The sequence below is a fragment of the Citrobacter sp. Cpo074 genome, from assembly GCF_030332745.1.
GTDB lineage: Bacteria > Pseudomonadota > Gammaproteobacteria > Enterobacterales > Enterobacteriaceae > Citrobacter > Citrobacter portucalensis.
Window position 1 is genome coordinate 1 of the sequence record NZ_JAOWHG010000026.1, and the last position, 13293, is coordinate 13293.

The 13293-nt window shown below is 49.3% G+C and carries 12 protein-coding genes and 1 rRNA gene; 2 read left to right on the plus strand and 11 right to left on the minus strand.

All coding sequences use genetic code 11. The features are described from left to right. Positions 1-82, plus strand: a 5S ribosomal RNA gene (gene rrf / locus OGX83_RS22840); the annotation flags it as partial. 87 nt (positions 83-169) lie between these two features. Here the strand turns inward: rrf and OGX83_RS03700 are convergent. From OGX83_RS03700 to OGX83_RS03730, 7 genes are all read right to left on the minus strand, one after another. After that, positions 170-928: an amino acid ABC transporter ATP-binding protein gene (locus tag OGX83_RS03700; protein ID WP_286587393.1), complete on the minus strand. Its 759-nt coding sequence runs from the start codon at positions 926-928 to the stop codon at positions 170-172. 7 nt (positions 929-935) lie between these two features. Further along, the gene (locus OGX83_RS03705) at positions 936-2039 is read right to left on the minus strand and encodes an amino acid ABC transporter permease (protein WP_191227193.1); all 1104 of its coding nucleotides are present in this window, start codon (positions 2037-2039) and stop codon (positions 936-938) included. Between the two features lie 9 nt (positions 2040-2048). Next, positions 2049-3230 carry an amino acid ABC transporter permease gene (locus OGX83_RS03710; RefSeq protein WP_079934965.1) on the minus strand — a complete coding sequence of 394 codons (1182 nt, stop codon included), beginning with the start codon at positions 3228-3230 and terminating at the stop codon, positions 2049-2051. Between the two features lie 69 nt (positions 3231-3299). Next, on the minus strand, positions 3300-4325 hold the full coding sequence (locus tag OGX83_RS03715) for an amino acid ABC transporter substrate-binding protein (protein ID WP_008785976.1): 1026 nt from the start codon (positions 4323-4325) through the stop codon (positions 3300-3302). 460 nt (positions 4326-4785) lie between these two features. Next, positions 4786-5007, minus strand: a complete 222-nt coding sequence (locus OGX83_RS03720) for a lipoprotein (RefSeq protein WP_003025292.1) — start codon at positions 5005-5007, stop codon at positions 4786-4788. Between the two features lie 270 nt (positions 5008-5277). Continuing rightward, the gene (locus OGX83_RS03725) at positions 5278-8391 is read right to left on the minus strand and encodes an efflux RND transporter permease subunit (protein WP_008785975.1); all 3114 of its coding nucleotides are present in this window, start codon (positions 8389-8391) and stop codon (positions 5278-5280) included. A gap of 11 nt (positions 8392-8402) precedes the next feature. Beyond that, positions 8403-9563, minus strand: coding sequence for an efflux RND transporter periplasmic adaptor subunit (locus OGX83_RS03730; protein ID WP_008785974.1), 1161 nt, complete (start codon positions 9561-9563; stop codon positions 8403-8405). A gap of 412 nt (positions 9564-9975) precedes the next feature. Between OGX83_RS03730 and envR the strand changes: the two genes are divergently transcribed. After that, positions 9976-10632, plus strand: a complete 657-nt coding sequence (envR, locus tag OGX83_RS03735; RefSeq protein ID WP_048225757.1) for an acrEF/envCD operon transcriptional regulator — start codon at positions 9976-9978, stop codon at positions 10630-10632. A 46-nt stretch (positions 10633-10678) separates the two neighbouring features. Here envR and OGX83_RS03740 read toward each other — a convergent pair whose 3' ends face one another. The 4 genes from OGX83_RS03740 to dusB form a co-directional block, all read right to left on the minus strand. Further along, on the minus strand, positions 10679-10843 hold the full coding sequence (locus tag OGX83_RS03740; RefSeq protein WP_003025279.1) for a DUF2556 family protein: 165 nt from the start codon (positions 10841-10843) through the stop codon (positions 10679-10681). Positions 10844-10925: 82 nt separating this feature from the next. After that, positions 10926-11810: an adenine-specific DNA-methyltransferase gene (yhdJ, locus tag OGX83_RS03745; RefSeq protein ID WP_032945161.1), complete on the minus strand. Its 885-nt coding sequence runs from the start codon at positions 11808-11810 to the stop codon at positions 10926-10928. An 88-nt stretch (positions 11811-11898) separates the two neighbouring features. Continuing rightward, entirely contained in the window at positions 11899-12195 is a 297-nt protein-coding gene (gene fis / locus OGX83_RS03750) for a DNA-binding transcriptional regulator Fis (RefSeq protein WP_000462905.1), read from the minus strand. Between the two features lie 25 nt (positions 12196-12220). Next, on the minus strand, positions 12221-13186 hold the full coding sequence (gene dusB, locus OGX83_RS03755) for a tRNA dihydrouridine synthase DusB (protein WP_008785970.1): 966 nt from the start codon (positions 13184-13186) through the stop codon (positions 12221-12223). Positions 13187-13293 lie beyond the last annotated feature (107 nt).

The window sequence follows — 13293 nt, forward strand, 5'->3', positions numbered from 1 at the left end:
CCATGCCGAACTCAGAAGTGAAACGCCGTAGCGCCGATGGTAGTGTGGGGTCTCCCCATGCGAGAGTAGGGAACTGCCAGACATCAAATAAGTGAAAAGGCCATCCGAAAGGATGGCCTTTTTGCATTTATACGCGGAAATCCACCGGAACTTTATCCGGCATATATATTTAATGAATAACCTGCGATAAAAACGCGCGAGTGCGTTCCGATTTGGGGTGAGCAAAAAACTCATCCGGTGGTGCCTGTTCCACAATCTCGCCAAGATCCATAAAGATCACCCGGTCAGCTACTGTGCGGGCAAAGCCCATTTCATGGGTTACACATAGCATGGTCATGCCCGATTGCGCCAGGCCTATCATGGTATCCAGCACTTCTTTTACCATTTCAGGATCCAACGCTGATGTGGGTTCATCAAATAACATGATTTTGGGTTTCATACACAGCGAGCGTGCAATGGCCACGCGCTGTTGTTGTCCACCAGAGATTTGCCCGGGATATTTATGTGCATGTTCGGCAATGCGGACCCGCTCAAGGTAGTGCATTGCCAGTACTTCAGCCTCATTTTTCGGCATCTTTTGCACCCAGATAGGCGCCAGCGTGCAGTTTTGCAAGACAGTTAAATGAGGAAAGAGATTAAAGTGCTGAAAGACCATGCCAACTTCTTGTCGGACGCGCTCAATATTGCGGATGTCTTCATTGAGCTCAATCCCATCCACTACTATGCGTCCTTGCTGATGTTCTTCCAGATGGTTAATACAGCGGATAGTTGTCGATTTACCCGAACCGGAAGGCCCGCATAATACGATGCGCTCTCCCTGTTTTACCTTCAGGTTGATGTTTTTCAGGACATGAAACTGTCCGTACCATTTGTTGACGTTTTCCAGCGTAATCATCGCGTCGGTAGACGGCATTAATAATTGGCTCATAAATTCCTCAGTGCGGTGTACGCCCGGTGTTAAAACGTTTTTCCAGATGCTGGCTGTAACGCGACATACTGAAACAGAAGATCCAGTAAATCAGTGCAGCGAAAACATATCCTTCTGTCGACATACCCAGCCACGCAGGGTCCACAGTTGCCTGCTGCACGCTACTGAAGAGATCAAACAGACCGATGATGATGACCAGGCTGGTATCCTTGAACAGGGCGATAATCGTGTTAACCAGACCCGGGATAACCAGCTTGAGGGCTTGCGGAAGAATGACCAGCCCCTGAGTTTTCCAGTACCCTAGCGCCAGTGATTCAGCGGCCTCATACTGACCTTTCGGTAGGGCCTGTAACCCTCCGCGAACCACTTCTGCGACATAGGCCGACTGGAAAAGAATAACGCCGACCAGCGCCCGGATAAGCTTGTCGATACTGGTTCCTTCGGACATAAACAGAGGAAGCATGACCGAGGACATAAACAGAACAGTAATCAACGGTACACCGCGCCAGAACTCAATGAAAATGACGGATAAAACCCGCACGACTGGCATATGGGAACGACGTCCCAACGCCAGTAAAATGCCCCATGGAAGCGCGCCTGCAATCCCCACGGATGCAATAATAAGCGTCAGTGTTAATCCGCCCCACTGCCGGGTTTCTACGCGTTCAAGTCCGAAAAAACCACCGTACATCAGCCACCAGACGACAATCGGATATATGACTGCCCAGATAGCGATATAACGGCCACGGTGGGGAATGGTTTTCCAGAACATCGGAACAATAGAAGCCAGACCAATTATCAGGGCCAGATTTACGCGCCAACGCTGATCGTGTGGATAAAGCCCATACATGAATTGCCCGAAGCGTTCATGGATGAACACCCAGCAGGCTCCGGCTTTGGTACAGTCTGCCCGGGTAGAACCGACCCAGTTGGCCTGAAAGAATACCCAGTTCAACAGTGGCGGGAGAAATGACCAAATCAGCCATACGCATAGCAGGGTGAGCAGGCTATTTGACCAACTGGAGAACAGGTTTTTACGCACCCAGAGTAGACAGCGGCTTGCCGGATTGCTGCGCTGGCGCGAGGGGTGAGACAGCAGTGCTTTTGTCATCATGGCTCCTTAGCGCTCAATCAGTGCAATACGGCGGTTATAAATATTCATCAGCAAAGAAATACTCAGACTGATGATCAGGTATACCGACATGGTGATGGCGATCGTTTCAATGGCTTGCCCTGTTTGATTGAGTACCGTGCCGGCAAACAGTGAAACCATGTCCGGGTAGCCAATGGCGGCTGCAAGAGAAGAGTTCTTGACGATATTCAGGTACTGGCTGGTCAGTGGGGGTATGATGACGCGTAGCGCCTGTGGAATGATTACCTGGCGTAGCGTCACCGGATTTGGCAGACCCAGCGAGCGTGCGGCTTCATGTTGGCCGTAAGGAACGGCCTGAATGCCCGCCCGAATAATTTCTGCAATAAATGCCGAGGTATATACCGAAAGCGCCAGAGTCAGTGCCGCCAGTTCAGGAATAAGCACCATACCGCCACGGAAGTTAAAACCACGGAGCGCGGGAATATCCCAGTGAAGCGCAGCGCCAAACATCCACTGTGAAATCACCGGTAAAAGTACGATCAACGCCAGAGCCGTGGGCCAGGTCCGACGTAGCTGACCGGTTTTGGTCTGATGCATTCTGTTGAAGCGAAATAATCCGATGGTGACGACGATAGCGATAACGACAGCGGTACAAAAGGCAAAAAAACCTTCTCCCATTTGCGGGGACGGAATATAGAGCCCCCGGTTACTCAGGAACATCAAATCCAGCGCGTTAACGGCCTGGCGTGGGCCGGGCAGATTACGTAATACGGCGAAATACCAGAAGAAGATCTGCAGCAGCGGCGGTATATTGCGGAACGTTTCGATGTAGATCGTCGAGAGCTTTCGCAATAACCAGTTATCTGACAGGCGTGCCAGCCCGAGAAAGAAACCGAGAATTGATGCGAAAACAATGCACAGTGCTGAAACTAACAGCGTATTGAGCAGGCCGACCACAAAGACACGACCATACGTATCGCCTTGCTCGTAATCGATCAGATGCTGGACAATGCCAAATCCGGCGCTGCGATCGAGAAAAGAAAACCCCGAGGTAATACCGCTATTGTTCAGGTTATTTATCGTGTTATGAATGAGATAGACCGCAATGCTGATAACCGCAATGACGGCGAGTATTTGAAATAACCAGGCGCGGACCGCAGGGTTAGAAAAGGATAACGATCCTTTTACGGTTGAGCGGCGATGGAACATAAGAAAACCTCAGTAACTATGACTCTGGGCTGAGCGCCGCAGTTGCGGCGCCCGTTACATCACTACGCATTAGCGCACCGGTGGCGCATACTGAATGCCACCGTTATTCCAGAGGTTGTTCTGTCCACGTTTGATCTTCAGCGGACTTTCCGATCCAACGTTACGTTCAAAGATCTCCGAATAGTTACCAACTTGCTTGATAATGTTGTAGGCCCATTTGTTATCAAGCTTCAGATCCTTGCCATAATCCCCTTCTTTACCCAACAGGTGTGCCATATCCGGTGTTGCTGGATTAGCCGCTTTTTCATCGACGTTTTTCGAGTTAACACCCATTTCTTCCGCATTTAGCATGGCGAACAGTGTCCAGCGAACAATGGAGAACCACTCATCGTCCCCGCGACGTACGACAGGTCCCAGCGGTTCTTTAGAAATAACTTCTGGCAGGACGATCCATTCCGCAGGATTGCTCAGCTTGATGCGTAGGGCATACAGCTGAGACTGGTCGGAAGCCAGCGTATCGCAACGTCCAGATTCCAGAGCTTTGGCTGATTCATCCGAACGGTCAAAGGTGACGGGGGTGTACTTCATCTTGTTGGCTTTAAAGTAGTCGGCCACGTTTAGTTCGGTATCGGTTCCCGCCTGAATACAGACCGTTGCACCATCCAGCTCTTTAGCGCTCTTCAGGCCTGCTTTATTGTGGGTAAGAAAACCAATGCCGTCGTAATACGTTACACCAGTGAAGGACATGCCCATACCGGCATCACGAGAAGAGGTCCACGTGGTATTACGAGAGAGCATGTCGACTTCACCAGACTGTAATGCGGTAAAGCGTTCCTTGGCGGTGAGCGGGGTATATTTTACTTTGCTATCATCGCCAAATACGGCGGAGGCAACGCCACGACATACATCAACATCAATACCCGAGAACTTGCCGCTTGCATCGGCGTAAGAAAAGCCAGGCAAGCCGTCGCTGATCCCACATTGCACAAACCCTTTTTTCTTTACGGCATCAAGTGTTGCGCCGGCATGTGCCTGATTTGCAACAGCAAGCAGCACACCGGCCGCAGCCAGGCTGGCGATTATCATCTTTTTCATAGAGCATCCTGTGTGGAGGAATTATTGTTATGGAAACGTTCTGAAAACGTCTTTTACCTGTCTGTGGCTTTGGCCATACTCTTTTAAGCAAAGGTAGTGCCAGTTTTTTGCGCCTGATTATTCGACGCAATATGCAGAGTGTAGACAGGAAAAAATAAATGCAGCGCCCTGAAGTGGTGCAAAATTGAAACGTAAGCCACATTTCGGCGCAAAAAATTTAAAAATCAGACAGGACGCGTGATAACGATTTCTGGCGTTAATATTAATGGCGTGAGAATAATGAAAAGAAAATGTGGTGTTACGAAAATCAGAAAAAATGCTAATTTCAAATCGCAGATGTGTGAGTGAAATCTATAATAATTTTATTACATGTCAGGTTCTATTAAGCAACGTTTTGTCTTATATGTAGATTTTATGCTTATTGCTAAAAGCGCGGTAATAACCGCGCTTTTAATATGATTTATTTGGTCAGGGCGACAATCCCAAGCGTCAGTCCGGCAACGGCTGCAGCACCACCGGCGATGGCTCCGGCTGTTTCCCAGTTATCCTGGGTGGTGCCTTTCATACAGGTATTGGTATGAACCAGGCGTCCCTGATCGTCGTATACAGGTACGCAAGGAGAATCGTGTGCACAGCCAGCCAGGAATGCGGTAAGCAGTGCAACGGATATTAATCTTTTCATGGTGTTACCTCAAAATAAGCGTTTCGCTAATTAAGCAAAGACAAACGCTAAGCCATCTGCGAACTCGGCGATTATTTTACCACTTCTTAAAAAAGGACTGACATGAGGAATAATCTCAATTCATGTGGATTGTAAAAATAATGGATAAAAAGAAAGGCTGCAGGCGAGTTTAGAGGGATAGTTTAAATGAAATAAATGGCTATCTTACTAATAAATAAAGAGGAGCATCGTAGGTGAAAAAGGCGTCCGTAGACGCCTTTATTTTACAAATTAATCGTTGTGCCGACTAAATCGCCGTCTTACGACAACAAAGAAGACGGGGACGAAGAAGATAGCCAACAATGTTGCGGTCAGCATTCCTCCCATAACACCGGTACCGACCGCATTCTGCGCACCACTACCTGCACCGTGACTGATAACCAGAGGCATAACCCCCAGAATAAAGGCCAGGGATGTCATCAGGATAGGACGAAGACGCATGCGCGATGCCTCCAGCGTCGCTTCAATCAACCCCTTGCCTTCTTTATCCATCAGGTCTTTGGCAAACTCGACGATCAGGATGGCGTTCTTAGCCGAGAGGCCGATTGTGGTTAGTAAGCCAACCTGGAAATACACATCGTTATTCATCCCACGCAGTGATGCTGCTAACAATGCGCCCACAACACCGAGCGGTACAACCAGCATCACCGAGAAAGGAATAGACCAGCTTTCATACAATGCGGCAAGGCAAAGGAAGACAACGATTAGTGAGATGGCATACAGCGCAGGAGCCTGGTTACCCGACAGTCGTTCCTGATAGGACATCCCCGTCCAGTCATGACCAATACCGTTTGGCAGTTTTTCCGCCAGGCTTTCCATTAGCGCCATTGCTTCACCGGTACTTCTGCCAGGCGCTGCTTCTCCCAGCAGTTCCATAGAAGGCATACCGTTATAGCGCTCCAGGCGCGGTGAGCCGTAGATCCAGTGTGCGGAACTGAACGTGGAGAACGGAACCATTTCGCCATTGGCGCTACGGACATACAGATTATTGATGTCCTCCGGTAACATACGGAATTTGGCATCGGCTTGTACGTACACTTTTTTCACGCGACCACGGTCAATGAAGTCATTGACGTAATAGCCGCCCAGCGCAGCTGAGATGGTTTCGTTGATATCAGACAGTGAGACACCAAGCGCTTGCGCTTTCTCCTGATCGACATCCAGCTTGAACTGTGCGGTATCCTCGAGCCCGTTTGGACGCACACGAACCAGCAGGTCAGGGTGTTTGGCAACCATGCCCAGCAGTTGGTTACGTGCCTGGGTTAGCGCAGCATGCCCCAACCCGCCCTGGTCAATCAGCTCGAAGTCGAAGCCCGTCGCGGTACCCAGTTCAACGATGGCTGGCATGTTGAAAGGGAACACCAGACCATCACGAATCTGACTAAACGCTCGGGTAGCGCGGGCGATAATTGATTCAACGTTATTTTCGTTACCGCTACGTTCTTCCCAGGGCTTGAGGCTGACGAACGCCATCCCTGAGTTTTGCCCCTGGCCGCTGAAGCTAAAGCCGTTAACCGTAAAGACGCTTTCAACGTTGGCTTTTTCATTGTTCAGGTAGTAGTGGGTGACCTGATCCAGCACCTTCTGGGTGCGTTCTTGCGTGGCGCCTGCAGGAAGTTGAATCATCGTCAGGAAGACGCCCTGATCTTCCTCTGGCAGGAAGGAGGTTGGCAGGCGCATAAACAGCACCGCCATCCCGATGACGATTATCAGGTAGACGACCAGGTAACGCCCAGTTTTACGCACAATACCGCTGACGCTATTGGTGTAATGATTGACGCTGTGATCGAATTTGGCGTTGAACCAGCCAAAGAAACCGCTTCTTTTCTCGTGATGTTCAGCTGATACCGGCTTCAGCAACGTTGCACAAAGTGCGGGAGTCAGGATCAGCGCGACCAGTACTGAAAGCGCCATGGCGGAAACGATGGTGATGGAAAACTGCCGATAGATAGCCCCGGTTGAACCGCCAAAGAAGGCCATCGGGATAAATACCGCAGACAGCACCATGGCGATACCAACCAGTGCTCCCTGTATTTGTGACATGGATTTTTCCGTCGCCTCTTTGGGCGGCAGATGATCCTCCATCATCACGCGTTCCACGTTTTCCACCACCACTATCGCATCATCGACCAATAGACCGATGGCGAGCACCATGCCGAACATCGTCAGGGTGTTTATTGAGTAGCCAAACGCAGCAAGCACGGCAAATGTGCCCAACAATACGACAGGTACGGCGATGGTCGGAATGAGCGTTGCCCGGATGTTTTGCAGGAACAAATACATGACCAGGAACACCAGCACGATCGCTTCAAACAGTGTTTTTACCACTTCATGAATGGAGATGGTCACAAATGGCGTCGTGTCGTACGGGTAGACCACCTTCATTCCCTGCGGGAAGAATGGTTGCAGTTCAACCAGCTTGGCTTTAATCGCGTTCGCGGTATCCAGCGCGTTTGCCCCGGTTGCCAGCTTGATCCCAAGGCCGGATGCAGGCTTACCGTTAATACGCGCCACGACGTTGTAGTTTTCCCCGCCTAACTCGATACGTGCGACGTCTTTCAGGTGAACAACCGAACCATCGCTGTTCACGCGTAAAGTCACTTTGCCGAACTCTTCAGGGTCTTTCAGTCGCGTTTGCGCAATGATAGAAGCGTTAAGCTGCTGGTTAGGTAATGCAGGCGTCCCCCCTAACTGACCTGCGGCAATCTGATCGTTCTGTACCTTCAACTGATTGATCACATCAACCGGCGTGAGCTGATATTTGTTCAATAAGTTTGCATCCAGCCAGATGCGCATGGCGTACTGTGCACCAAACAGCTGCACGTCACCCACGCCATTCAGACGGCTGATTGAGTCTTTAACGTTCGAAGCGACGTAGTCGGAAATGTCATCCTGTGTGGTTTGTGGGTTGTCAGAAACAAAACCCGCAACCATCAAAAAGCTGCTGCTGGATTTCTCGACGCTGATCCCTTGCTGCTGAACTTCTTGCGGCAGTAGCGGAGTGGCGAGCTGCAGTTTATTTTGCACCTGCACTTGCGCGATATCGGGATCGGTACCGGACTGGAAAGTCAGTGTAATAGTCACACTCCCGGCCGAGTCGCTGGTGGAGGACATATACATCAGGTTATCGATACCATTCATATTCTGTTCGATAACCTGTGTGACTGTATCCTGAACCGTCTGTGCATCTGCACCAGGGTAGGTGGCAGAAATGGCGACCGCAGGAGGCGCAATGGTTGGGTACTGTGCCACGGGCAGTTGCATGATTGCCAGAGCACCCGCCATCATCAGAATGATAGCCAATACCCAGGCAAAGATAGGACGCCTGATAAAAAAGTTAGCCATGTCCGGTTACCTTATTGGGCTTTCGTGGCAGGGGTTTCGGTATCGGCGGTTGCTTTAACCTGAACGCCTGGACGTGCTTTCTGTAAGCCGCTCACGATAACTTTGTCACCCGGTTGCAGGCCTTCGCTGATGAGCCACTTGTCACCAATAGCTTGTGCGGCAACGACTGCGCGAGACTCAACCTGACTCTTGTCGTTAACGACCATTACGGTGGCATCACCGCGAGGAGTACGCGTTACCCCCTGCTGCGGAACGAGAATGGCATTCGGCTGGACGCCTTCATCAATGCGTGCGCGCACAAACATGCCCGGCAACAGCGTGTGCTGTGGGTTAGGGAACACGGCTCTGAGGGTGATTGAGCCGGTGCTTTCATCAACCGTCACATCAGAAAACTGCAAAGAACCTTTTAGCGGGTATGACTGACCATTTTCCATCACCAGTTCGACAGTACTGCTGGCGCTGTCTTTATGCAGACTCCCTTGTTCAACGGACTGTTTGAGGCGCATAAAGTCGTTACTGGACTGTGTCACGTCGACGTAAATGGGATCGAGCTGTTGAACGGTAGCAAGCTCTGTAGCTTGGCCATTCGTGACTAATGCACCTTCGGTGACGTTAGATTTACCGATGCGTCCGCTAATTGGCGATGTCACTTTGGTATAGGCCAGATTGATACGCGCGCTTTCGACCGCCGCTTTTGCCGCGATCACGGAGGCATCGGCCTGACGAGCATCAGCAATTGCCTGATCGTACTCTTGCTGGCTGATGTACTTGGTGCCAACCAACGGCACATAGCGTTTTACCGTTAAATGCGCGATTGCAGCCGCCGCTTCACTCTTCGCCAGTTCACCTTTGGCGCTGTCATAGTCAGCCTGATAAGTCGCGGGATCGATCTGATAAAGTGACTGTCCGGCTTCAATATCGCTTCCCTCAGTGAAATTCCGTTTAAGCACTATCCCGCTGACCTGGGGACGAACTTCTGCAATTCGGAATGCCGTTGTGCGCCCGGGTAATTCGGTCGTTACGGCTAAAGGAGCCTTTTCGACGACATGGACAGTCACCTGCGGTTCTGCGGGATGAGCTTGTGTTTCTCCCTGATCGTTACAACCGGCGAGTAATGCAGCGGAGACGATGATGAATGAGGGCAGGAGTGAAAACCTGGCATTTTTCGTCATTTCTATTCCTTAAAAAACCGAACGCTCGTTATTAACCGGGTAACGCAGGGGCGATAACGCGCACAAGAAAAATAATAGTTGGCTATCCTACAAATTATTAGCTTGCGATGTAAGCAATACTTATTTATGGGCACGATACACGGCACGTAAAAGCAAAAAAAGATTAATCGACAGCTGTTTCATTGTGGTGTTAATAGCAATACTATGATTCTCATAAACACAAATTGAAATAAACATTTGGTTTATGAATATATTTGTTGTTGGTATTCGTTTTGTTTATTCGTGTGCAAAGTCCGTAATAATATTTTTTAGAACTCGTTTAAATAAATTCTAAGTGATACATTTGTTCCGTATCGCAAATATTAGATAAGAAAGTTAATCATTCTCTACTCTACCTCAGACAGTCGGAACCATGGCCAGAAAAACGAAAGCTGATGCCCTTAAAACGCGGCAGCACCTGATAGAAACGGCAATTGTACAGTTTGCCGCACGTGGCGTAAGCAATACGACGCTAAACGACATTGCGGATGCCGCCAGCGTGACGCGTGGCGCGCTCTATTGGCATTTCGAAAATAAAACTCAATTGTTTAATGAGCTATGGTTACAACAACCACCTTTACGCGATCTTATTCAGGACAAGTTAATTGGTCGTTGGGGTGATAACCCTTTACAGCGATTGCGAGAAAAGTTTGTGGTGGGGTTACAATATATTGCAGAGAACCCTCGTCAGCAGGCATTAATGCAGATTTTATATCATAAGTGTGAATTTCATAACGATATGATATCTGAGCAGGCTATTCGCGATAAAATAGGTATCAGTCATCAAAGCATTCGTGATTCCCTGCAAAAGTGTGTAGATGACAATCTGATTGCCACCACTCTTGATTTAGATGTCATCATCATTATTCTGCACGGTAGTTTTAGCGGAATTATAAAAAACTGGTTAATGAATCCAGTGAGTTATGATCTATATGGGCAAGCTCCAGTATTAGTTGATAATGTACTAAAAATGTTAAGCCCAGACGGTAGCGTCATGCAATTAATGCAGAGTGAAAACCAGGTCGGATAGTTTTTACCGCCAGAGGCTGACGGCTGTCGAAGTGTTATCTGAGGTGCTATTCGAGGTCGACGCAGTTGACCAGCTTAAGGGGATTCACTGAGTTCATATTCCGGCACTTGTCGTGCTCTGTTGTCATCAGCTCTATCCATTGGATGAGCAGCGCATCAAAAAGAAAAACGAAGACCGCAAAAACAACCAGCCACCAATACTTGCGAATCATTCCTAAACCCTGTGTATTCATGCCCAAGTGTGCAGGGAATATACACGAAATTTTTAAGCTGAAAAGCAGACTTACAATGCCTTTACTTTGTTGAAAGATCGCCACTCTTTGCCGTCAATCGACTCTTTTTAGACAGGTTTTTTGTCTTACGTTTTTTCACCTTGGCAAGCTCAATTTCTGAAAAATGAGAACCGATACTCAGTCTTCTGAGCCCCATTTTTACGTATTCAGTATTGATCTCAATCCCGACAAACTTGCGACCCAATTCCACGGCGGTAGCTCCGGTGGTGAAGCTGCCGGCGAACGGATCGAGTACCTTGTCATCTGGGTTCGAGGACGCCAGAATTATACGCTCCAGGAGGGCTTTGGGTTTCTGGGTGGGGTGGTTTTCGTATTCGTCCATCAGATAGCGTACGCGTGGGAACTCCCAGACATTGCCCGGCACTTTTTTCTGATTGTAGGGCTGCGGCGGGTTTTTTCTGTAGTCTATTAGCGCGCGTTTAGCGCCAGTTTTGGCTTCAACCAGAATATCGTCACGATTAAATGTGTAGTTTTTCTGATCTTTGACCATCATCAGGATCGGTTCATACATCGAACCAAAGTAATTTTTGGCCTGTACCCCTGAGCTATCGTATGACCACACGATACGACTCTTGATGGTAAAAAGCGGGCGGCATTTGAGGTCAATGTACGGCATGTTCTCCGTACTGTTCATGATGTACATGGTGCCGTGTGGTTTGAGGATGCGATGGCACTCGTCGATGCACTCAAACAACCACGCCAGAAAGGTCTCTTCGTCCCAGGATTCAACCATCCCGTCAAAGTCTTTCCCGATGTTATAAGGAGGGTCAGCAAAAATGAGTTCAACGCTTTCAGACGGCAGTTTTTTCAGTTCAGTTAGCGCGTCACCCAGGATTATCTTTTTAGATTCATCGCCAAAATAGACAGGTTCACATCTCGCGTTCATCGCCAAAGCCTCCCGTGTGACGTCAATAAAAAAGGCGCTTCCCCATGCCGAGTAGCGCCTTTTAAAACAAACATTTAACTGATTAGTATCAGTTCATGCCGTATTTTTTCAGTTTTTTACGCAGCGTACCACGGTTGATGCCCATCATCAGGGCAGCACGGGTCTGGTTACCGCGGGTGTATTGCATCACCATGTCCAACAGGGGCTGTTCTACTTCAGCCAGTACCAGCTCATAGAGATCATTCACATCCTGACCATTCAATTGAGCAAAATAGTTCTTCAGTGCCTGTTTAACCGAGTCACGCAGGGGCTTTTGAGTTACCTGGTCCTGAGAGTTAACGGTAGAAACGGTCAGTACGTCAGAATTTACGCGTTGTTCGAACATAGTTCTGTCAGCTCTTTATTTCTGTTTACGCAAAATTTTCGAAGTATGCCTCCAACGCCGCCAGCTGTTCGCTGGAATCTTCAATGGCGTTGAATGTGCGCCGAAACTGGTCATCCGGAGCGTGTTCCTGGAGATACCAGGATACGTGTTTACGCGCAATTCGGTACCCTTTTGCCTGACCATAAAAGTCGTGCAGTTCCCGAATGTGCGCACAAAGCAAGCGCTTCACCTCTGCCAGAGGCAGCGGGGGCAGCAGCTCCCCAGTGTCCAGATAATGCTGGATTTCCCGAAAGATCCAGGGTCTTCCCTGAGCTGCACGTCCTATCATCAGGGCATCCGCCCCCGTATAGTCGAGTACAGCTCTGGCTTTATGCGGGTCAGTAATGTCGCCATTCGCGATAATCGGAATGGAAACTTTCTGCTTAACTGCCCGAATACTGTCGTACTCAGCATCTCCATTGAACAAACAGGCGCGGGTGCGTCCATGAATGGTCAGAGCCTGAATGCCACAGTCTTCAGCCAGTTGGGCAATCTCTACGCAGTTACGGTGTTCCGGAGCCCAGCCGGTGCGAATCTTGAGTGTGACAGGAACGTCCACTGCATTGACGACCTCGGTTAGTATCGATTTCACTAAATCCGGGTACTGCAAGAGGGCTGAACCTGCGAGCTTGCGATTCACTTTTTTAGCCGGACACCCCATATTGATATCAATAATCTGGGCGCCGCTTTCCACGTTAATACGTGCGGCATCGGCCATCTCAACAGGGTCGCTACCGGCAATTTGCACCGTGCGAATTCCTGGCTCATCAACGTGCACCATCCGTAAACGAGACTTGTCACTTTCCCAAACCTGCGGGTTAGAAGACATCATCTCGGATACTGTCAATCCTGCTCCCATCTCATAGCACAGCGTCCTGAATGGTCTGTCAGTGATGCCAGCCATAGGTGCTGCGATCAGGCGATTTCTGAGCTGGTATTGTCCGATGCGCATGAGTTAAGAAATGACCATACTGTGACTGCAAGGCGGCGTATATTACGCATTTTTCGCACGAGATGAAAGGCCAAACTTTGACCAATCCACTGAGGTGGATCAATGAA

Coding starts and splice junctions, on each gene's coding strand:
- OGX83_RS03700 (WP_286587393.1), bottom strand. CDS start 928: ATGAGCCAATTATTAATGCCGTCTACCGACGCGATGATTACGCTGGAA.
- OGX83_RS03705 (WP_191227193.1), bottom strand. CDS start 2,039: ATGACAAAAGCACTGCTGTCTCACCCCTCGCGCCAGCGCAGCAATCCG.
- OGX83_RS03710 (WP_079934965.1), bottom strand. CDS start 3,230: ATGTTCCATCGCCGCTCAACCGTAAAAGGATCGTTATCCTTTTCTAAC.
- OGX83_RS03715 (WP_008785976.1), bottom strand. CDS start 4,325: ATGAAAAAGATGATAATCGCCAGCCTGGCTGCGGCCGGTGTGCTGCTT.
- OGX83_RS03720 (WP_003025292.1), bottom strand. CDS start 5,007: ATGAAAAGATTAATATCCGTTGCACTGCTTACCGCATTCCTGGCTGGC.
- OGX83_RS03725 (WP_008785975.1), bottom strand. CDS start 8,391: ATGGCTAACTTTTTTATCAGGCGTCCTATCTTTGCCTGGGTATTGGCT.
- OGX83_RS03730 (WP_008785974.1), bottom strand. CDS start 9,563: ATGACGAAAAATGCCAGGTTTTCACTCCTGCCCTCATTCATCATCGTC.
- envR (WP_048225757.1), top strand. CDS start 9,976: ATGGCCAGAAAAACGAAAGCTGATGCCCTTAAAACGCGGCAGCACCTG.
- OGX83_RS03740 (WP_003025279.1), bottom strand. CDS start 10,843: ATGATTCGCAAGTATTGGTGGCTGGTTGTTTTTGCGGTCTTCGTTTTT.
- yhdJ (WP_032945161.1), bottom strand. CDS start 11,810: ATGAACGCGAGATGTGAACCTGTCTATTTTGGCGATGAATCTAAAAAG.
- fis (WP_000462905.1), bottom strand. CDS start 12,195: ATGTTCGAACAACGCGTAAATTCTGACGTACTGACCGTTTCTACCGTT.
- dusB (WP_008785970.1), bottom strand. CDS start 13,186: ATGCGCATCGGACAATACCAGCTCAGAAATCGCCTGATCGCAGCACCT.